Here is a 19361-nt window from a genome sequence, read left to right on the forward strand (position 1 = left end):
AATATATAAATTAAGGGGGGGTGATGCTCTACGTTGGGGTGCGTAGAAGATCTCAAATGGATTAAGATGCAGAAAATCAAAATGCCTTAAATTATTGTTCTCATGACGGTAACCATAAAGTTAATTGGGGGTTTAAAGTTGTTAAAGGGAATTATGCACCTTGGGTTTAAAGTTGTTAAAGGGAATTATGCACCTTTCAGATGACATCCTCCTTCTTTTAAAGTCTCCGGAGGAAGCACTTAAGAGGACAAAGGATATGGGGTTTGAAAATCAGGGACTCTATCTCTACGTCTTCCTCTCGGCTTTCCTTGGGTTCAGCCTGGGAGGAGCCTTATCCTCTGTAACAGGGGGATGGCTGATAATGCCGGTGATCTTTGCACTGGTAGTTCTTGTTGTTTCATTCCTGAAACTCCTCTTATGGTCGGTGATATCATATATCGTGGCCTTAGCGGTTTTCGGGGGTAAGGGGACCTTCACCGGAACCCTTAAAATGATGGGATTCTCGGCGGCTCCATTCATAATAGGGATATTCGCCTTCATGACCCTCACACTCCTCCAGACGGTCTTCACATCAACCCTTCTGATGGTGATAATGTACATATGGGTCATTATGATTGCAGCCGCTGCAGTGGACGCTGAACATGAAATAGGCTATGGGAGGGCATTCCTTTCAGTATTCGGCCTCCCGGCCACTGTGATGATGCTTCTTATAATGCTCGTGGGGGTGTTCTGATGGATTCAGATAAACTTTTAAGCGCCCTAATCATCCTGGTACTGGCGGCGGCGTTCATCACAGCCCTTGCAGCGCCCCTGCTGCCATCAGATGATGATAGGGTTGTTAAGGAGAATTTCAAAACTTGAAAAGACGGGGGCGTCTGATGTTAAATATGTTAACCTGGATATAGAGTCAAACGCAACAGGAGTACTCCTGGCATTCACCAACAACTCCGGCAATGTTTATAACATTGAAACAGAGAGGGATGAAGGTTCAGTGGCACCATCAGTTAACCGTACAGTGGACGGTGAAAACCTGAACATAAATGTGAAAATGGATGGTGGCGCTGCAAGGGTCCTCCTTTCAAACGAATACACCTACAACATCACCATCAGAAGTAAGGTGGGTGGATTCACAGCCATACTCTCAAATGATTCAAGGATAGACACCCTCAACTCAACGATCGAGTATGCCGGCGGCGGAACACTTTTAATCGGAAGAACAGCCTTTAAAAACATATCCATGAGCGTAAATACAGGGGGATTCTACATAACAGAGATGCAGCCGGATATTCAGGGTAACGGATCAATATACACTGATGTGTACATCGGAGGAACCACGTTAGCAATGAATAAACTGAGAAACCTCAGGATAATGGCAGATGTTGATTATGGTGGGATATCCTTTGAACCCAGGGGCTTCAATGTTATCAGTAACAGAACAGGGCACCTTGAGATGGAGGGTGATTCCTACAGGACAGCAGATTCAAGGGTTGATATAAGAAACATGGTGGGCCTCGGCGGATTCAGCATGATACCTACATGTTACCCTTTGGTTTCCAGTAAACTCCCTATTTATTTTTTGGACTTGAAGGGTATTTTTGGCTCTATGTAAGTCCTGTAGAGTGTTTTAAGGAAAACACCTATCATGTAACCGTGTTTCAGGAGGTAGGATGGTCTTGAATAGAACCTGATGTAGGCCTTCACCAGCTTCCTCATTACAGTCTCCCGGCTCAGTCCAAGTTTCTCGTACTTTATAACTGGCTGTATGACCGTGTACTTATCCCAGTCCTCATCCAGGAGGTTCCTCTTCCTGAGTTCATGGTAGATGGGTGTCCCCGGGAAGGGGGTGAGGATTGAGTACTGGCTGTAGTCAGGGTCGAGTTTTATTGAAAAATCAATGGTCCTGTCCATCTCCGAGGGCTTCTCTCCGGGGTAACCGAGGATGAATGAGGTTACAACATCAATACCCACATCTTTAGCAGCCTTAACAGCATCCTCAGCCTGCTTCAGGGTTATGCCCTTTTCCATGAGGTTAAGGATCCTCTGGCAGCCTGATTCAACACCATAATATACGGTGCTCATACCCGCGGACCTTAGATCCTCAAGAAGCGACCTCCTGACCATGTCAACCCGGGATGATGTGACGAAACTCACATCAATCCCCCTTTCTCTGATCTCCCGTGAAATTTCCCCTGCCCTTGGCCTGTGGAGCATGAAGGTGTCATCGAGGAACGCGATATCATGGAGCCCGTATCTGTCCACAAGCTCCTCCACCTCATCCACCACATTCTCAGCGCTCCTGAACCTGAACTTCTTACCCATTATGAGGGAGGATGAGCAGTATCTGCAGGGATAGACACAGCCCCTGCTGGTTATCATACCCCCGGCTTCCTGCTCCGATGTCTCATAATCACGGAAGGGTACAAGGTGCCTTGCAGGGAACGGTAAATCATCAAGGTCCTCTATGAGGGGCCTCGGCCTATTTGTTCTTATGGAGCCACCCTCCCTGTAGCTTATACCGGCAACGTCCCTGAGGGATGGGGCTCCCCTTCTCTCATACTTCTCTGCAAGGTCAACGATGGTGGCTTCCCCCTCACCCACCACAACAACATCAAGGGCATCCGAGTCACCAAGGGTCCTTTCAGGGAGAAATGTGGGGTGTGGTCCTCCTATGACCGTAAGCACATCAGGAAGAAGCCTCTTAACGGCCCCGAGGTATTCAAGTGAGGTCTTTATGGTTGCTGTTGTTGCTGTTATCCCAACAATGAGGGGGTCAAGTTTTTCGATGATACCTGCAACCTTCTCTGCACCCAGCCCCTGGAGGTCATCATCTATGATTTTAACACTGAAGGAGGCCCTTTCAAGGGCGGCTGCAAGGTACATGAGGTTCAGGGGTGGGAGGACAAGGCCAAGCTTGTTCTTCACAGCAGTTTTATCCAGGGGGTTTATGAGAACCACATCCAATAAGAACACCACCATCCATTAAATCATCACCGCCCATCATGCTTCAGTATTGCTTTTCATCTGGCCGGTGATGTATCCATTTAATAATATCGTGGTGATGGTTTAAGTATCTTCTCCATTGTATCATCTCTGGATGGGGCACTGATTTAAATGGGGCGACCCATAACTTAAACCATGAAGATAACCGATGAAGATGTTATAGAGTACCTGTCCCTCTTCACGAGCATCCCCTCCTTCCTTCTCGGGAGATGGGCAAGGTCCGGCACAAACCTCGCCTCAAGGTTCAGTTCACGGATAGTATCAGAGTACGGTAAACTTTCAGATCATGACAGGAGGAGGGTGAGGGCGGTCCTTGAGATGGACGTGGATGAGATCCAGGAGGTCCTGAGGAGGGCCCATGAAAGGACAGGTAAGAAGCAGCTAATGATACTTTCAGATCCATCATCAAGGGAATTCATAGAGAGGAACCTCGCCGAGATCAGGAGCCTAATCGGTGACCGTACATCCTCTCATAGTACCTGAGGTATTCCCCGCTCTTTATGTTCTCCCACCATTTGCGGTTACGGATGTACCAGTTGATGGTCTCCTTTATACCCTCCCTGAAGGAGTAGCGGGGCTTCCAGCCAAGCTCATTCCTTATACGTGTGGCATCAATGGCGTACCTCCTGTCATGGCCGGGCCGGTCCTCAACGAATCTTATGAGGGACTCATCCTTCTCCAGTTCCCTGAGGATTAACTTCACAATATCAATATTCCTCCTCTCATTGTTACCACCGATATTGTAGACTTCACCCTCCCTTCCATGATGCAGGACAAGGTCTATGGCACTGCAGTGGTCCTCCACGTGCAACCAGTCCCTCACATTCATCCCATCACCATAAACCGGGAGGGGCCGATCCTCAAGGGCATTGGTTATCATGAGGGGTATGAGTTTCTCAGGGAACTGGTAGGGTCCGTAGTTGTTTGAGCACCTTGTAATGTTAACAGGAAGTCCGTAGGTCCTGTGATAGGCCCTCACCATGAGGTCAGCAGCGGCCTTGCTGGCAGAGTAGGGACTGTTGGGTGCAAGGGGAGTCTCCTCTGTGAAGTACCCTGTTTCAGCGGAACCATAGACCTCATCGGTGGATATCTGTATGAACCTTTCAATCCCCTCCCTCCTCGAGGCTTCAAGGAGGGTCTGGGTTCCAAGGACATTGGTTTTTATGAATATTTCAGGGTCCTGGATGCTTCTATCAACATGGGACTCTGCAGCAAAGTTTATAACAGCATCAACATCCTGGATTATCCTGTTAACAAGTTCCCTGTCGGTTATGCTTCCCCTTATGAAGGTGTAGCGTGGATGGTCCTCCACATCCCTCAGGTTTTCAAGGTTACCGCAGTAGGTAAGGGCATCAAGGTTTATTATGCTGTAGCTGTGCCTTTCAAGCATGTACCTTATAAAGTTACTTCCAATGAACCCGGCGCCACCGGTTACCAGAATTCTCTCCATGGGATCTCCTCACAGTTATGGGGTGTTTTATCTTCTAATGGATCTGGCCCCCTGTATCCTCAAAGGTATACAGGGTTTTCCCGTAGGGGCCTCCATTTCCGGTCCTTATCTGAGATTATAAGTTCATCCACAAGGTCGAGGGGCCATTCAATACCGATATCCGGGTCGTTCCATGGGATGCCAGAGTCATATTCAGGGTGGTAGAGACGGGTGCATTTATAGTTGAGTATGCACTCATCACTGAGGGCCAGGAATCCATGGGCAAAGCCTTCAGGGATGAAGAACTCCCTCCTGTTTGAATCTGATAGTATGACACCGGTCCATTCACCGTAGGTTTCAGAATCCCTCCTGAGGTCAACCGCAACATCAAAGACCTCCCCCTTCACCACACGGACCAGCTTACCCTGGGGTTTTCTCAGCTGGAAGTGAAGGCCCCTCAGGACGCCCCTGCGTGACATTGACTCATTGTCCTGCACGAATCTAACATCAAGGCCGCCATCAATGAAATCTGATTCATTGAAGGTCTCCATGAAGTAGCCCCTCTCATCGGAGTATATCTCCGGTTCTATTATAACAGCACCATCCAGTTCCGTCCTTATGAACCTGAATTTACCCATGGAAGTTACCCTCCGCAAGGTCCCTCAGGTACTTACCGTAATCTGTCTTCTCAAGCCGGGATGCCATTTCAAGGACCTGTTCCCTTGTGATCCAGCCATTGTTATAGGCTATCTCCTCAAGGCATGCAATGTAGAATCCCTGCCTTTTCTGTATGGTCTCTATGAAGCTGCTTGCTTCAAGGAGGCCGTCATGGGTCCCTGTGTCGAGCCAGGCCATCCCGCGTCCCATGAGTTCCACCCTGAGTTTTTTCATCCTGAGGTACTCCTCATTGATGGATGTTATCTCAAGTTCCCCCCTCTCCGACGGTTTTATCTTCTCGGCGATCTCAACCACCCGGTTGTCATAGAAGTAGAGGCCGGGCACAACATAATTGGATTTAGGTTTCTCTGGTTTCTCCTCAAGGGATATCACCCTGCCCTCGCTGTCAAATTCAACAACACCGAAGGGTCGGGGGTCCTTAACATAGTAACCGAATATAACGGCACCATCCCTGAGGGAGGCGGCCCTCCTGAGTATTTCACTGAAACGGTGCCCGTAGAATACGTTGTCACCGAGGACAAGGGCGACCTTTGAGTCTCCTATGAACTCCTTCCCCACGATGAAGGCGTCCGCTATCCCCCTGGGCTTTTCCTGTACAGCGTAGCTGAATTTAATTCCGAACTGGCTGCCATCACCGAGGAGGTCCCTGTAGAGGGGCAGGTCCCTGGGGGTGGATATCACCAGTATGTCCCTTATACCTGCCAGCATCAGCACAGAGATGGGGTAGTAGATCATGGGTTTGTCATATACGGGGAGGAGCTGCTTTGAAACAGCCCTTGTTATCGGGTAAAGGCGGGTGCCCGAGCCTCCTGCAAGCACTATTCCCTTCATAGCTTCACCTCATACTTAACTGTTAAACACCATATTCCCTTTTAAGGTAATCCTTAAGGGCCTCCCTGTAGCTGCGGAGGGGTTTGAAGCCCTCCATGGTCCAGTTATGGTTTTTAAGGATGGAACACTTGGGCCTTCTGGCGGGTCTCGGGAAATCCTCGCTTCCTATCGGCTTGAGTTTCACGTCCATATCAAGGACTTCAAAGATCTCAAGGGCAAATTCGTACCATGAACAGTTCTCCGAGTTTGTAATGTGGTAGATCCCATAGGCCGGTCTTTCGATGAGTTCAGCCATGGCCGAGGCAAGGTCATGGGTGTAGGTGGGTGAACCGTACTGATCATCCACCACGCTTATCTCATGACCCGCCTCTGCAAGCTCTATCATGGTCTTGACGAAGTTCCTCCCGTTCCTGCCAAAGAGCCAGGATGTCCTTACTATATAGAACCTGTCGGTGAGGTCCCTTACGGCAAGCTCCCCAAGGTACTTTGTCCTCCCATAAAAGTTCAGGGGGTTTGGTTCATCAAATTCAAGGTACCCTGAGTCCTTTTCACCATCAAAAACATAGTCCGTTGATATGTAAACCAGGGAAGCCCCTGTATTTGAGGATGCGACGGCAATGTTCCTGGTTCCAAGGACGTTCACCTGATAGGCTGTTTCACGGTCTGATTCAGCACCATCAACATTGGTGAATGCCGCTGAATGTATCACAAGGTCCGGCTGCATGTCATGGATGGTCTCCACAACTCCCTCAAGGTCCCTCACATCCACATGGGTTGTTAGAACCTCATGATCATTCTCAAGGACCTCCTTGAGGTCACTTCCAAGCATTCCAGACGCACCGGTTAACGCTATCCTCATAGAAACACCTCAGAGGCTTACACCTGCACCGTAAGCTGATATTATCTCGAAGAAACCTTCAACGTCATGCAGACCCTCAAGCACATGGTCTGCGCCGGCTGATTTAAGTTCAGCACACGTGAAGTCCCCTGTGGCAACCCCTATGGTCCTGAGTCCAGCCTCCCTACCCCCTGCGATGTCCCTGGGGGTGTCACCGACTATGAAGGTTTCGGAGGGGTTCACGGGTCCCTCCCTTGCAGCAAGCCTCTCAAGGGCCACCCTTATAATTGAACTCCTCCTGCACCCCTCATTACCGAAACCACCATAACTGAAGTATTCACTGAAACCTGCCTGCTGAAGCTTCAGCCATGCAACGGGTTCAATGTTACCTGTAACAACCCCCAGGGGGACATTCATCTCATGGAGTTTTTCAAGGACGACTCCGGCACCTTCCAGGGGCGTTATACGGTCCCTTTCAAGGTTTTCAAGGTAATGGCATGAGATGCTATCAACGATCTCCGAGAAGACACCATCATCAATCTCAAGGCCGTATCTGCGGGCAGTACGGAATATTATCTCCCTGTCGGTCATCCCCTGGATGCTTCCAATGTCGATTTCGATTTCAACATCAAAGAGGTCCCTGAAGGCCTGTTTGAATGAATAAAAATGACAGTGGGATCCGGTAAGCAGTGTTTTATCTATATCAAAAATCATGGTTCTCATACTCTATTCTCCGCCGTATTTTTTTCTCAGGTGTTCTGAGGTGTAATCATAGTAGATCAGGTTTGATTTCAGGAATACTCTCTGGACAGGGTTTTCATCAATAAGAAAGGTCACGGTTATCTTTCTTTCACTTACACGTATATCCAGGGCGTTTCCCCCGACCCCTGTCCTGTAGGCGTGCTCCCCACCACCAAGGTCCTTTATCCTTATCCAGTCCACGGCCATTAACACATCCCCTTCACTTCTGGCTAACCGGCGGTATAATTATCTACACCCTATACTATAAACATATTTCATGAAAGGGGATATCTGTGAAGTTGAGGCTGCAGATGAGGTTAAGGTTCGAAGGGTCAGGGAGAGAATGCCATCAGATGGTGTGGTGAGGAGGGCCTCGGATGTTTTCAAGTTACTGTCAGAACCAACCAGGCTTAAGATACTCTACGCCCTCTCGGCCGAGCCCCTCTGTGTGTGTGAAATAACATCCCTCCTGGGGATGAACCAGTCGGCAGTTTCACATCAGCTCAGAATCCTGAGGTCGGCGGGCATCGTGAACTATGAGAGGGTGGGGAAGATGGCCCGCTATTACCTTAAAGAGGAGGGCATCGTTAATGTCATGGAGAGCTGTGAGCATATAGGATCCATGGAGGATCGGTGATGTACACCCTCCTATCATACCCCCTTGGAGCAGATTCTCCGGTCCACCCTGCGCTCCTGGATGTTAAAACCAGGATCAGGAACAGGATACCCTATGATGGATATGAGACCCATATAATCTGCACCGAGAACCATGCAGGCACCCATGTTGATGCACCGGCCCACTACCTTGAGGGTGGAAGGAGAATCATCGACTATGGGATTGATGAACTGGTATTTGAGAACCCCGGTCTTTTTGATGTTGCTGCTGAGCCTGGAAGCCCGGTAGGACCCGAGGATATTGAACTGGAGGATGAACACGATATAATCCTCATAAGGACAGGTTATGGATCTATAAGGGGCACCGAGGCATACCTCCAGGATAATCCATGGATAAGCCCGGAACTCATTGACGGTATAAGAAGGGATTATCATGGGATAAGGGCCATAGGGATTGACTGCATATCAATATCCACCCCATCCAGGCCATATGAGGGGAAAATGGCCCATCTGAATGCCTTCATTGAGGGGGATGATTATGGGGATCCCCTTCTTATCATAGAGGACATGAAACTTGAGGGAGTTACCGGGGAGATTGAAAGGGTCCTTGTTGTCCCCTGGATGGTTGAATCGGTTGATAGTGCCCCATGCACGGTTATAGCAGAGATGAGGGGGCCTTGAAATGGATATAGTTATAAGGCCAGTGGGGGTGATAAGATCACCCTTCAGGGTGAGGGGTGATGCACCTCCCCAGGGGAGATTCTCCGATGAGAAGAGCGAGATACACATATTCCCTGAATACAGGAAGGCTGCAGAGGGCCTTGAGCTTTTTGAACACGTGTTCGTCATCTACTGGCAGCACCTTGCTGAGAGGGACGTCCTGAAGGTTGTTCCCCGCGGAAAAAGGAATAAAAGAGGTGTTTTCTCAACAAGGGCTCCTTCAAGGCCAAACCCCCTGGGACTGTGCCTTGTGAAATTGCTTGATGTGGATGATGTTCTAACCGTCCAGGGCCTTGATGCCCTTGATGGTTCACCGGTTATTGATATAAAACCCTACTATAAGGATATTGATTCTCCATGGTGAAACTCTTCCGGGTCCCGTGGCCTGCCTGAACATTCAGGCTGAGCCTCTATGATGTCAGCTCTCTTACAAAGGGTTCTATCTTGCAGTCGCAGGTGCCTTCCTTCATTTCCTTTTCAGTTATGGCCATGGTCTGGAGGGGTTCACTTTCAAGTATCTCGGCCATACGCCTGAAGGTCCCTTCTTCACCGGTACCCCCGTAGGTGCAGAAGAATGCGGCCTTCTTTATCTTTGAACGGTTTTCCTTGAGGTATGTGCTCACGGGGACAGAGGGTTTACCTGCCCATACAGGTGTCCCTATGATCACAAGGTCGTAGTCTGCAGGGTCCCTGCTGTAGGGTTCCAGTACGGTGTCGGTTTCCCTCAGGGCCTGATAAAGTGATTTTAAAGTCCCGATAATCCCTGAACGTTTCTGTGTATCACGTATCTCCTCAACATCGCACTCCATTTCACCGGCAATTTTAGATGCAACATCCCTTGTGTTGCCTGTTCTTGAATAGTATACCAGAAGTGTTTTCATGGGGATTTATCTGTAGCCGGGATCATTTATATTTCACGGAATCACTGTAGTTGAGGACTGGCAGTACAATTTTTTTTGCAAAGCAGGGATCATATATTTCGAACTGTAGCGGACTCTTGATGCGATTTGATATATTCATTAAAATTAATGAATCCAGCTTTAATATTAAGCGGAACCCTCAATATTCTGAAAAGTAGTGGCTGTAACTTTCATTATATGGGGGGTAGCTTCCAGAGATTTTAAAGGGGGGTTGTTAGGAGTGAAAAAACGGGGAGGTGCTTTTTCAATTTTTTTAATCTCTGGAAGCTTATAATTTTCTTGCTTTCAACAGAATTAAGTTCGGGATGTTGAAAGCAACAATAGGGGGGTGATGTGTGTATGAGACACACAAAACTATATGTCAGAGATCTCACATATAAACTTTTCGGTGGTGATTATGGAGGGACCCCTCTTCACAGGCCGTACATGGAGGGAGTACATGAAGATGTTTGACCTTGACACCGAGGATATAAGAAGCCTCAGGATACTGGACTGCCCCGCAGGAAGCAGTTCATTCACACCCTTCATGATATCAGGGGGAGCTGATGTGACGGCCTGTGACATCATGTACAAAGAAAAACCAGAAACATTATCTGAAAAATGCCGGGAACACCTTGAGTTTCTCACAGAGGCCCTAAGAAGAGTCAAGGATAACTTTAACTGGGAATTTTACAGTTCACCCGATGAAATGTTTGAGAAGCGCCTCGAGGCCTGCAGATGCTTTACTGATAGCTATAAAAAACACCCCGAGGCCTACGTGCAGGGTGATATAATGAAGCTGCCCTTTGATGATGAAAGCTTCGACCTTGTACTATCATCACACCTGCTCTTCATATATGATCACAGGCTTGACTGGGGATTCCACAGGAGGGCCCTTGATGAGCTGATACGCGTAAGCTCAGGGGAGGTCAGGGTATACCCCCTTGTAAAGGAGAACGGTGAACTATCAGGATACGTTGAAAGGTTCATCAGGGAGAGGGATGATGTTGAAGCAAGGATAGTCACCGTTGATTACGAGTTCAGAAGGAACGGCAATCTAATGCTCATTATAAGGAGGCCCTGAATTTGATGTGAGGGGTTTTGGAGGGATTCCTCATGAACTCCCATAAACCTCATGGTTATCGGGTTTCATGATGCTTTCAGAGCCCCTCACTGGCCTTTCATCCGAGGGATCAGGGGGTTACTTCTTTATCTCATCCCTTATGGCCTGATGCATTCTCCTTATGAATTCGATACGGTCCTCGTACTTGAGCACATCAAGGTAACCCTGGGCAACAAGATTGAAGGCAAAGGGAGAGGGTATCCTTGTGTTTATCTGTTTAATCTCCATTTCACCATTTTTAATCCATTCAAGGACCTTCATGGCATTCTCAAGGTCCATATAATCCTCCATAACCTCCCGCCGGGCCTCCTCAAGTATGGGGAACCTGTCATCAAGTTCACTCACGAATTTCAGAAGGATCTTCCCCCGCACCTGCTGCCTTCCAACGGATTTCTCCTCACCCTTGTACCTCCGGAGTATCATGAGGGCCCGGCCAGCGCAGTGCCTGAACCTGCTTGCAAGGGTTTCTGTCCTGTCCAGGGCCTTTTTAAGGACATCCCTAAGGTTTTCAGGTTCAAGGTCCATGAAGGATTCAAGCCCACCCATCTTACCTTCGGAGCTGAGATAGAATCCATTGTCTGATATGGATATCATAACATCCCTCCGGTAGCGTTCCGCAATGAGGTATGCGACGGCCCTTGAGAGTGCATCGTTCACCCTCCTGCCGAAGAGGCTGTGGAATACAAGGAACTTCCTGCCACCAAAGCCGGTGTAGTATTCAACGAGCAGCTTCCTGATGCTGGGTATCCCGGCATAGTGGTACTGCTCATGGAAGTACTGGTAGATGGCCCCTGCGGCAGTCTCATCCACGTGGAGGTAACCCCTTATAAACTCGATTATCTCACTCCTTGAGTGGCCATACTGGAACTTACCATCCATTATATCCCTGAACCTCTGAATATCAACCGCAAGGTCAAAGGATAGGGGTAGCTGCTCAGAGAACCAGGATGGTATCGTTGGAGGACCCGACGCGGGGGTTACATTCACGGTCATACCCCTTGCATAGTTGAACCTGTAGATTTTACCCCCAAGGACGAAGGTATCGCCCTTCCTGAGCTTCTCCATGAACTCCTCTTCAATCCTCCCAACAACCCTTCCCCCGCACTTGACAACAGCGGAGCTCCGGTCAGGTATGGTTCCAATGTTGGTTGAGTAGAGCATCCTTGCAAGCTTACCGCGTTTACCGAACTGGTTCTTCTCACGGTCAATCCATATCTTGGCATAGACGTAGCGTTCCTCAAGCTCAACGTACTCCCCTGCAAGGTAACTCAGGACAGAGAGATAGTCATCCCTATCAAGGTTGCGGTAGCAGTAACTGTTCCTTATAACATCAAGGGCGTGGTCAATGTCCCAGGGGTTTTCAATGGCCATACCGTATATATGCTGGGAGAGGACATCCAGGCAGTTCTCAGGGATCCTTATGGAGTCAATTTTCCCCTCAATGGCGTTTTTGAGTATGAGTGAACATTCAACAAGATCGTCCCTGTCCACAACCACTATACGCCCCTTTGATTTTTCATGGAGCTGGTGACCGCTCCTGCCTATCCTCTGAAGGGCCCTTGAAACAGACTTGGGTGAACTCAGAAGCACCACAAGGTCAATGTATCCTATGTCTATCCCGAGTTCAAGGGATGTTGAGGACACAACCGCCCTTAACTGGCCCTTCTTGAGTTTCTCCTCGGTTTCAAGACGGTGTTCCCTTGAAAGGGATGAATGGTGGGCCATGACATTCTCATCATTGTAGGTGTCGGGGAAGCGGCTCTTAAGGTTATAGACAACGCTTTCGGTACCGCTCCTTGTGTTTGTGAATATCAGGGTTGTCCTGTGCTCCATTATGAGGTCGTGGAGTATGTCGTAGAGGCCGTTACCTATCTCCTCAGGGTCTGCTGCAACCATGTCATCAACGGGGCATATGAGTTCAATGTCCAGTTCCTTGAGGTAGTTAACGTCGACTATGAGGCAGTCCCTCTCCCTACCATAGCTGTAACCCACAAGGAACCCTGCAACCCTTTCAAGGGGATGGACGGTTGCGGAGAGACCTATCCTGGTGAAGTCCCCCACAAGGTGCTGGAGCCTTTCAAGGCTAAGTGATAGATGAACACCCCTCTTATTGTCTGCAAGGGCATGTATCTCATCCACAATAACATAACGGACAGTTGAGAGTTTTTCACGGAATCTTGGAGCAACGAGAAGTATTGAGAGGGTCTCCGGCGTTGTTATGAGGATGTGGGGCGGCTTTGCAAGCATCCTTGAACGTTCATAGGGCCTGGTATCCCCGGTCCTCACCGCCTTCCTGATATCAAGGCTTTTCCCATTCTCCTCTGCAATCTCCCTGATTGCCCTGAGGGGCTCCTCAAGGTTCCTCTCAATATCATTGTCAAGGGCCTTGAGGGGTGAAATGTATATGCAGTAGACGCTGTCCTCAAGTTCTCCTGATTCTGCAAGGGATGTGAGCTCACTGATTATTGAAAGGAAAGCGGTCAGTGTCTTCCCTGAACCCGTCGGAGATGATACAAGGACATTCCTGCCCCTGTGTATGTCCATTATAGCGTACTTCTGGGCCTCTGTAAAGTCTTTGAAGCTCCTCCTGAACCATTCACTCACCCATGGGTGCAGTATGGAATGAATCTCCTCTGAACTGTATTTTTTCTTCTGTTTCTCTATCAAGGGATCACCATGTTCTCATGTGCATGAAGTTTTCAGGAGTCCTTCAATCAGAGAGAGGGCCTGTTTTCGGATGCTGTGAACTCCATGAGATCTCTGACGGTTCCAAACTCAAAGACCTCAAAGTCCTCCACACCGTACACAAGAAAGTCCTGGATACCGGCTTCCCTCAGGAATGGTGAAAGGATTGCTTCATGGAGTATATCCGAGCCCTCGGTCACAAAATTGAATGATGGCATGACAACAAGCCCCTTGTCCCTGAAGGGGCCCTTGAGGAAGCACTTGATCTTCTCAATCCTCTCACCGCTCCTGAGACCCACACATGGATGCTCATGTCCAATTATCACGGTATCCCCTCCTACAGGTTCGGGTATTATATGGCCGTGGGTTAAAAGGAAACCCGAAATTTCAAGGGTTTCAAGGATCCTGATGTTGCTGGTGTGGGGTATGTGGGGTATCAGGGGGTCATGGTTCCCCTTTATGAGCGTTATCTTCCTGAAGTTTCCCTGGAGGTGGTCGAGGGTCCTGGCTATTTCACGGTTTTCCTGCCGGCTGAGCTTACCGAATTCATGCTTGAGGTCACCGTTTATAACAATCTCAGCGGCCCCTGAGATGTCCTGTATAAGGTCTATCCGTTCAATTATCTTCCTGAACTGGAATGAGGGAACCATGACTCCCTGCTGGTTAAGGTACTGTTCATAGCCAAGGTGAAGGTCAGCGATGACCATGGTGTCATCGATGAGGAGTGAAAGGTCAAATATTTCAAGTCCGTCATCGAGGGGGAAGCCCTTCATTGAATCACACCAGCCATTATGGAGATGAGATAGAGGGTGTTGAGGATTCCGAAGGCCACAAGTGAATTCATAACGATTTCAGATTTCCTGACAATATCATCCCTTGTATCTGACCCTGAAAGGAAGGCGTGGAGGCAGGGGACGGTAACCATAAGTGAGAGGAGTGCCATTATGAGAAAATTGATGCTCTCAGCGAATCTGGGTGAAAACTCAAGGAGTCCGAAGAGAAGGGTTGCTGCAGATGCAGAGAGCACCATGATCCTCCTTGAACCATCCACACCGATCCTCACAGGAAGGGTCCTTTTACCACCTTCAAGGTCCTCCCGTAGATCAGGGATCTCAACGTTTACTATGAACACCATCTGAAGGAGCATCAATGATATGGAGAAGAGAAGGAGGGAAGTATCCAGGCCCCCTGATATTACAGCATAGCCCATACCCGGGAATATGAATCCTGTAAGTGAGGTCGCAATCTCCCCGAGCCCCCTGTATGAAAGTTTAATTGGCGGGGCACTGTAAAACCATCCCAGGAGGTTTCCAAGAACCGCCAGGAGGACTACAATAGCATTACCATAAACTGAGGCGTAGAGGACCGATATGGAAACTGAGAGCATTATGAGGGTGACTGCAAAATTCCTTGCAAAGCCCCTGAGCTCAGGGTGCCTCTGCAGGACACCGCTACCACCTGTGTAGGATGTAACAGCATCTGGATTATCATTTTCAAAGTCATAGTAATCGTTACTGTAGGATACAGAGAGGTGGGCGGGCATCACAATTGCATAGCCCATAATAAACCTTTCAATGGAAAACTGACCTGTCTGGACACCTGCAAGGAGCCCTCCTGCCGCGTAGAGGATTAAACCGGCCCCAAGGAATGGAAACCTTCCAAGTTTTATTACCTCGGCTACCTGACCCATACATGATTTTTATATTCCTTGTGGAATAAAAGATTACCACATGATGGTAACACAGGTAACGGTTCGACCCATTTAACCGGATGAAGTCAGGTGGTCCAATGGATTATGAGAAGATGAAGGAGAAACTGAACTCAATGGATTCAGGGGAAAAGATCAGATTCATCGATGAACTCAAACCCTCTGAAGAATCAGTGGAGCTACTTGTAGACCTTCTTGATGATGAAAGCCATCCTGTGAGGTTCAGGGCGGCTGAAAGACTCGGAGGATTTGGGGAGATAGCCCTGCAGAGACTTATCGATGTGATGGACACCCGTGAAGGTGATGTGAGGAGATACGCCACATTCGCCCTTAAAAGGATAGGCGACCCCCGTGTAACCGACCACTTCATAGAGGCCCTTGAGGATGAGGACTGGGGTGTGAGGAAGGTCGCTGCAAGGTCCCTCGGCGAACTCGGAGATAAAAGGGCCGTCGAACCCCTTATAAGGGCCCTTGAGGATGAGGACTGGGGCGTTAAACTGGCAGCTGTCCGCTCCCTCGGCGATCTAGGGGATGAAAGGGCAATAGAACCCATTAAAAAGGCCCGGAGAAAGGGGGATAAGGACTTTAAGAAGGCCGCCAATAAATCCCTTAAAAAGATACAGTCCTGAATGGACTGTTTTCAATTAATTTTCCTCAATAACTGATTTTTTCATGATAATCCCTCATAGGGATCGGCAGAGCTCATGGAAATTGACGGCTTCGAACATTTCCATAAAGTATAAAGGTTCATAATTTTTAAGGATAATATATTAACAGTAGACTTATGAATGGGGGGTTATCATGGAAGCCATAATTGTAGGATCCGGATTTGGAGGGTTATCTGCAGCAGCCCTCCTTGCAAAGAAGGATTTCAGTGTCACGGTTATAGAAAAGAATGAGGGTCCCGGGGGCCGTGCAAGCGTATACAGTGAAGGCGGCTTCACATTTGATATGGGTCCATCATGGTACCTCATGCCAGATATATTCCAGAGCTTCTTTGAGGAGTTCGGAAAGAAGCCGGAGGACTTCTTTGAACTTAAAAGGCTGGATCCCTCCTATAAGGTGTTCTTTGATAATGAGAAGACCGTCAGCATATCAGCCGATATTGAAAAAAATTATGAGCTCTTCGATAGCTTTGAGGAGAGAGGGGCTGAAAAACTCAGGGATTACCTGGAATCAGCAGGGAAACTCTATGAATCCGTTGTAAAGAAGATGCTGTACAGGGATTACAGGTCAATCCTTGATTTACTCAACGGAAAACTTCTCCTGCAGGGCCTGAGGCTCAACATACTGGAGTCCCTTGAACACTTCGTCAGCCGCCGCTTTGAAAGTGAGGAGGCCCGTAAGATCCTCCAGTACTCCATAGGGTTCCTTGGAAGCGCCCCCCAGAACACACCATCCATGTACCATATAATGTCACACATCGACATGACAATGGGGGTCTTCTACCCTGAAGGCGGTATAAGACGGGTTGCGGCTTCCATATATGAACTGGCCCTTGCACATGGCGCCAGATTCCATTTCAACGAGGAAGTTAAACGGATAGAGGTCACCGATGGAAGGGCAATCTCGGTTATAACCGATAAAAACATCTATGAAGCAGATGCTGTAGTTGTGAACGCCGATTACCCCCACAGTGAACTTGAACTCCTTGATAAACCCCACCGCACCTATGATGAGGATTACTGGAAATCAAGGGTCCTCGCACCATCCGCCTTTGTGGCTTATCTCGGTGTTGATCGTGTCTTTGACAGCCTGGAGCACCATAACCTCTTCCTTGAGAAGGACTGGGCAGAGAAGTTTCAGCAGGTCTTTGATCCAGAAAAGGCTGCCTGGCCAGAGAAACCATCATACTATGTCAATGTACCCTCAAGGACCGACACAACGGCAGCACCTGAAGGCTCTGACACCCTCTTTATACTGGTCCCCCTTGCCCCTGGAATGGAGGACACACCAGAACTCAGGGAGAGGCTCTACAGTAACATAATGGACGACCTTGAGGAGAAGATAGGTGAAAATATAAGGGAACACGTGGTTGTTAAGAGAATATTCGCCATAAATGACTTCAGGGAGCGCTACAACGCATACAGAGGCACAGCCCTTGGCCTGTCACATACACTTAGACAGACAGCACTCTGGAGGCCTTCACATAAGAGCAGGAAGGTTAAGAACCTCTACTACACAGGACAGTACACCCATCCAGGTATAGGGGTCCCGATGACACTCATATCCTCCCAGATAGTGTGCAGGGAGATCCAGGATGAACTGGAGGATATTAAGGCCAAATAAAGAATCATGCCATGATGCAGGTGATGGAAAATTGGTTGATGACAGGATTTATTCGATATTCAAGAGGGGAAGTAAAACATACTTCTACAGCACCCTTTTCTTCCCGGGGGATGTTAGAAGGGATGTCTTCATCCTCTACAGTTTTTTAAGAAAGGCTGATGACTACGTTGATGCCATACCCCAGGATACCGAGGGGTTCTATTCCTTTGTTGAACGATACAGGACGGCCATGTCAGGTGAGAGGACAGGGGACATAGTTGTTGACTCATTTTCAGAGCTATCAGCAAGGAAATCATTCAGGAGGGAATGGACAGACGCATTCCTCAAGTCCATGGAGATGGATATAACCGTTTCGGACTACGGTACAATGAAGGACCTTGATGAGTATCTCTTCGGATCATCCGAGGTTGTCGGGCTTTTTATGGCCCGGATAATGGGACTGGATGAAGATTCCTATCCCTATGCAAGGTACCTTGGAAGGGCCATGCAGTATGTTAACTTCATAAGGGATATTTCAGAGGACCTCCAGCTTGGAAGACTTTATTTCCCCAGGGAGGAACTTGAAAGATTTGACCTTGAAAGCCTGGAGTACGGGGAGGTGATGGGAAAGAAGGATAACTTCATATCATTCCTCAGGGCCCAGATAGGGATATACAGGGAGTGGCAGAGCACCGCAGAGAAGGGCTATTCATACATACCCTACCGTTATCTTCTGCCGATAAAGACCGCAGCGGACATGTACCTCTGGACGGCCCGTGTCATAGAAATGAACCCCCTAACGGTCTATGAAAGGAAGGTCAAGCCATCAAAGGGAAGGATAGTCTCGGGGGCGATCACCAACATGTTCCGCATCATACCCGTGACCCACAGGGGCTGAAGTGATCAAATGGTCATCCAAGGGTCTCAAGGGCATGGAGGTGTCACTGACACCTTCAAATTCATCTTAAGAGTATCAAGGCCGCGTTTCTGGATTTACACCGGTGGAACATATGTTATAGGGTACACGCTGGGTGCATACGGGTTCATGGATTTCCTGGCCCCCTCTTACTATGTATACCTCATTTATTTCTTCCTGCCGGCGAACATCTTCATCTACGGTGTGAATGACTGCTGGGATGAGGAGACAGACTGCCTGAATCCAAAGAAGGGAACCATGGAGCACATGCTCGAGTCCTTTGAGAGAAGGAAACTGCTCATCTCACTGGCAGCCGTGGCGGTCCTCAGCGCGGTTCTCATGTTATCCCAGACACCCGAGGAGGCACTGATATTCCTGGGCTTCCTTTTCCTCTCCTACTTCTACAGTGCACCGCCCCTGAGGTTCAAGGAGAAGCCTTTCCTTGACTTCTCATCCAATTACCTCTACATAATGCCAGGGATATTCGGTTATAACCTGGTGACAGGATCATTACCCGATTTAAATCTGTTAGTTGCAGGGTTCTGCCATATAGCTGCGATGCACATCTTCTCTGCAGTCCCTGACACAGAATATGATTCTGAAACCGGCATCATAACCACACCTGTCTTCATAGGGAGGAGGAAGGCCCTTGGACTCTCAGCATTCTTCTGGATTATACTATCCCTTCTGACGGTACACCTCACGGATTTCCATCCCTTAAGTTTCCTGGTATTCCTGTATCCACTGTTCCCTCTTTCAGTCCTTCTATCTGAGAGGATAAGGATTGAAAGGATTTACTGGTACCTCCCCTACATCAACACTTCACTCGGAGGCCTCCTATTCCTGGCACTTATAAATAATAGGGTCTTCCACTGGATATAGGGTATCAGGAACATCAGCAGGGTCCCCA

The 19361-nt window shown here is 48.6% G+C and carries 23 protein-coding genes; 12 read left to right on the forward strand and 11 right to left on the reverse strand.

What is annotated here, in order from left to right; genetic code table 11:
• Positions 1–172: 172 nt before the first annotated feature.
• Genes N5910_RS01670 through N5910_RS01680 form a run of 3 tightly spaced genes read left to right on the forward strand, consistent with a single transcriptional unit; the run spans position 173 to position 1609 of the window.
• Positions 173–733, forward strand: coding sequence for a YIP1 family protein (locus tag N5910_RS01670; protein ID WP_261599686.1), 561 nt, complete (start codon positions 173–175; stop codon positions 731–733).
• The gene (locus N5910_RS01675; protein ID WP_261599687.1) at positions 733–861 is read left to right on the forward strand and encodes a hypothetical protein; all 129 of its coding nucleotides are present in this window, start codon (positions 733–735) and stop codon (positions 859–861) included. The genes N5910_RS01670 and N5910_RS01675 overlap by 1 nt, the downstream gene beginning before the upstream one ends.
• Complete coding sequence (locus N5910_RS01680; RefSeq protein WP_261599688.1) at positions 836–1609, forward strand: hypothetical protein; 774 nt, start codon at positions 836–838, stop codon at positions 1607–1609. Before N5910_RS01675 ends, N5910_RS01680 begins: the two co-directional genes overlap by 26 nt.
• Here N5910_RS01680 and N5910_RS01685 read toward each other — a convergent pair.
• Positions 1570–2955, reverse strand: coding sequence for a B12-binding domain-containing radical SAM protein (locus N5910_RS01685; RefSeq protein ID WP_261599871.1), 1386 nt, complete (start codon positions 2953–2955; stop codon positions 1570–1572). The genes N5910_RS01680 and N5910_RS01685 overlap by 40 nt on opposite strands.
• A 180-nt stretch (positions 2956–3135) precedes the next feature.
• On the opposite strand from N5910_RS01685, the gene N5910_RS01690 reads away from it, so the two are divergent.
• Positions 3136–3483 (forward strand): hypothetical protein, encoded by a 348-nt coding sequence (locus N5910_RS01690; RefSeq protein WP_074358460.1) that lies wholly within the window; start codon positions 3136–3138, stop codon positions 3481–3483.
• Here the strand turns inward: N5910_RS01690 and rfbB are convergent.
• From rfbB to N5910_RS01720, 6 genes are read right to left on the reverse strand one after another with little or no spacing between them, the layout of a single operon-like run.
• Positions 3440–4450, reverse strand: coding sequence for a dTDP-glucose 4,6-dehydratase (gene rfbB, locus N5910_RS01695; protein ID WP_261599689.1), 1011 nt, complete (start codon positions 4448–4450; stop codon positions 3440–3442). The genes N5910_RS01690 and rfbB overlap by 44 nt on opposite strands.
• A 59-nt stretch (positions 4451–4509) precedes the next feature.
• Positions 4510–5067, reverse strand: coding sequence for a dTDP-4-dehydrorhamnose 3,5-epimerase (gene rfbC / locus N5910_RS01700; protein WP_261599690.1), 558 nt, complete (start codon positions 5065–5067; stop codon positions 4510–4512).
• Complete coding sequence (gene rfbA / locus N5910_RS01705) at positions 5060–5938, reverse strand: glucose-1-phosphate thymidylyltransferase RfbA (protein WP_261599691.1); 879 nt, start codon at positions 5936–5938, stop codon at positions 5060–5062. Before rfbA ends, rfbC begins: the two co-directional genes overlap by 8 nt.
• A 22-nt stretch (positions 5939–5960) precedes the next feature.
• Entirely contained in the window at positions 5961–6797 is an 837-nt protein-coding gene (rfbD, locus tag N5910_RS01710; protein ID WP_261599692.1) for a dTDP-4-dehydrorhamnose reductase, read from the reverse strand.
• 9 nt (positions 6798–6806) lie between these two features.
• Entirely contained in the window at positions 6807–7499 is a 693-nt protein-coding gene (locus N5910_RS01715) for an HAD family hydrolase (RefSeq protein WP_261599693.1), read from the reverse strand.
• A 3-nt stretch (positions 7500–7502) separates the two neighbouring features.
• Positions 7503–7724: a hypothetical protein gene (locus N5910_RS01720; RefSeq protein WP_074358466.1), complete on the reverse strand. Its 222-nt coding sequence runs from the start codon at positions 7722–7724 to the stop codon at positions 7503–7505.
• Between the two features lie 70 nt (positions 7725–7794).
• Here N5910_RS01720 and N5910_RS01725 point away from each other — a divergent pair, with 70 nt between their 5' ends.
• The 3 genes from N5910_RS01725 to tsaA are packed head-to-tail and all read left to right on the forward strand — an operon-like array spanning position 7795 to position 9216.
• Positions 7795–8154: an ArsR/SmtB family transcription factor gene (locus N5910_RS01725; protein ID WP_261599694.1), complete on the forward strand. Its 360-nt coding sequence runs from the start codon at positions 7795–7797 to the stop codon at positions 8152–8154.
• Positions 8154–8813 (forward strand): cyclase family protein, encoded by a 660-nt coding sequence (locus tag N5910_RS01730; RefSeq protein ID WP_261599695.1) that lies wholly within the window; start codon positions 8154–8156, stop codon positions 8811–8813. The genes N5910_RS01725 and N5910_RS01730 overlap by 1 nt, the downstream gene beginning before the upstream one ends.
• Before the next feature lies 1 nt (position 8814).
• Positions 8815–9216 (forward strand): tRNA (N6-threonylcarbamoyladenosine(37)-N6)-methyltransferase TrmO, encoded by a 402-nt coding sequence (gene tsaA / locus N5910_RS01735; protein WP_074358469.1) that lies wholly within the window; start codon positions 8815–8817, stop codon positions 9214–9216.
• Between the two features lie 46 nt (positions 9217–9262).
• Here tsaA and N5910_RS01740 read toward each other — a convergent pair whose 3' ends face one another.
• On the reverse strand, positions 9263–9733 hold the full coding sequence (locus tag N5910_RS01740) for a flavodoxin family protein (protein WP_074358470.1): 471 nt from the start codon (positions 9731–9733) through the stop codon (positions 9263–9265).
• 436 nt (positions 9734–10169) lie between these two features.
• Between N5910_RS01740 and N5910_RS01745 the strand changes: the two genes are divergently transcribed.
• A complete protein-coding gene (locus tag N5910_RS01745) occupies positions 10170–10835 on the forward strand; it encodes a class I SAM-dependent methyltransferase (RefSeq protein WP_238337947.1) in 666 nt (221 codons plus the stop codon).
• A gap of 117 nt (positions 10836–10952) precedes the next feature.
• On the opposite strand, the gene N5910_RS01750 is transcribed toward N5910_RS01745, so the two are convergent.
• The 3 genes from N5910_RS01750 to N5910_RS01760 are packed head-to-tail and all read right to left on the reverse strand — an operon-like array spanning position 10953 to position 15249.
• Entirely contained in the window at positions 10953–13541 is a 2589-nt protein-coding gene (locus N5910_RS01750; protein ID WP_074358472.1) for an ATP-dependent helicase, read from the reverse strand.
• A 47-nt stretch (positions 13542–13588) separates the two neighbouring features.
• Positions 13589–14332: a metallophosphoesterase gene (locus N5910_RS01755; RefSeq protein ID WP_074358473.1), complete on the reverse strand. Its 744-nt coding sequence runs from the start codon at positions 14330–14332 to the stop codon at positions 13589–13591.
• Positions 14329–15249, reverse strand: coding sequence for a prenyltransferase (locus tag N5910_RS01760; RefSeq protein ID WP_074358474.1), 921 nt, complete (start codon positions 15247–15249; stop codon positions 14329–14331). Before N5910_RS01760 ends, N5910_RS01755 begins: the two co-directional genes overlap by 4 nt.
• Before the next feature lie 98 nt (positions 15250–15347).
• Between N5910_RS01760 and N5910_RS01765 the strand changes: the two genes are divergently transcribed.
• From N5910_RS01765 to N5910_RS01780, 4 genes are all read left to right on the forward strand, one after another.
• Complete coding sequence (locus N5910_RS01765) at positions 15348–15896, forward strand: HEAT repeat domain-containing protein (RefSeq protein ID WP_261599696.1); 549 nt, start codon at positions 15348–15350, stop codon at positions 15894–15896.
• Positions 15897–16068: 172 nt separating this feature from the next.
• The gene (locus N5910_RS01770) at positions 16069–17556 is read left to right on the forward strand and encodes a phytoene desaturase family protein (RefSeq protein ID WP_261599697.1); all 1488 of its coding nucleotides are present in this window, start codon (positions 16069–16071) and stop codon (positions 17554–17556) included.
• A gap of 31 nt (positions 17557–17587) precedes the next feature.
• Entirely contained in the window at positions 17588–18433 is an 846-nt protein-coding gene (locus tag N5910_RS01775; RefSeq protein WP_261599698.1) for a phytoene/squalene synthase family protein, read from the forward strand.
• A gap of 9 nt (positions 18434–18442) precedes the next feature.
• Positions 18443–19333, forward strand: a complete 891-nt coding sequence (locus N5910_RS01780) for a prenyltransferase (RefSeq protein ID WP_261599699.1) — start codon at positions 18443–18445, stop codon at positions 19331–19333.
• The last annotated feature ends 28 nt before the right edge of the window (positions 19334–19361 follow it).

Origin of the sequence: Methanothermobacter wolfeii (assembly GCF_025397995.1) — an archaeon.
GTDB classification, from domain to species: domain Archaea; phylum Methanobacteriota; class Methanobacteria; order Methanobacteriales; family Methanothermobacteraceae; genus Methanothermobacter; species Methanothermobacter wolfei.

Bases quoted from the DNA above. Each gene is read 5' to 3' on its own strand.
- N5910_RS01675 (WP_261599687.1), top strand. From the start codon at position 733: ATGGATTCAGATAAACTTTTAAGCGCCCTAATCATCCTGGTACTGGCG.
- N5910_RS01690 (WP_074358460.1), top strand. From the start codon at position 3,136: ATGAAGATAACCGATGAAGATGTTATAGAGTACCTGTCCCTCTTCACG.
- rfbB (WP_261599689.1), bottom strand. From the start codon at position 4,450: ATGGAGAGAATTCTGGTAACCGGTGGCGCCGGGTTCATTGGAAGTAAC.
- rfbC (WP_261599690.1), bottom strand. From the start codon at position 5,067: ATGGGTAAATTCAGGTTCATAAGGACGGAACTGGATGGTGCTGTTATA.
- rfbA (WP_261599691.1), bottom strand. From the start codon at position 5,938: ATGAAGGGAATAGTGCTTGCAGGAGGCTCGGGCACCCGCCTTTACCCG.
- rfbD (WP_261599692.1), bottom strand. From the start codon at position 6,797: ATGAGGATAGCGTTAACCGGTGCGTCTGGAATGCTTGGAAGTGACCTC.
- N5910_RS01715 (WP_261599693.1), bottom strand. From the start codon at position 7,499: ATGAGAACCATGATTTTTGATATAGATAAAACACTGCTTACCGGATCC.
- N5910_RS01720 (WP_074358466.1), bottom strand. From the start codon at position 7,724: ATGGCCGTGGACTGGATAAGGATAAAGGACCTTGGTGGTGGGGAGCAC.
- N5910_RS01725 (WP_261599694.1), top strand. From the start codon at position 7,795: ATGAAAGGGGATATCTGTGAAGTTGAGGCTGCAGATGAGGTTAAGGTT.
- N5910_RS01730 (WP_261599695.1), top strand. From the start codon at position 8,154: ATGTACACCCTCCTATCATACCCCCTTGGAGCAGATTCTCCGGTCCAC.
- tsaA (WP_074358469.1), top strand. From the start codon at position 8,815: ATGGATATAGTTATAAGGCCAGTGGGGGTGATAAGATCACCCTTCAGG.
- N5910_RS01740 (WP_074358470.1), bottom strand. From the start codon at position 9,733: ATGAAAACACTTCTGGTATACTATTCAAGAACAGGCAACACAAGGGAT.
- N5910_RS01745 (WP_238337947.1), top strand. From the start codon at position 10,170: ATGGAGGGACCCCTCTTCACAGGCCGTACATGGAGGGAGTACATGAAG.
- N5910_RS01755 (WP_074358473.1), bottom strand. From the start codon at position 14,332: ATGAAGGGCTTCCCCCTCGATGACGGACTTGAAATATTTGACCTTTCA.
- N5910_RS01760 (WP_074358474.1), bottom strand. From the start codon at position 15,249: ATGGGTCAGGTAGCCGAGGTAATAAAACTTGGAAGGTTTCCATTCCTT.
- N5910_RS01765 (WP_261599696.1), top strand. From the start codon at position 15,348: ATGGATTATGAGAAGATGAAGGAGAAACTGAACTCAATGGATTCAGGG.
- N5910_RS01770 (WP_261599697.1), top strand. From the start codon at position 16,069: ATGGAAGCCATAATTGTAGGATCCGGATTTGGAGGGTTATCTGCAGCA.
- N5910_RS01780 (WP_261599699.1), top strand. From the start codon at position 18,443: ATGGTCATCCAAGGGTCTCAAGGGCATGGAGGTGTCACTGACACCTTC.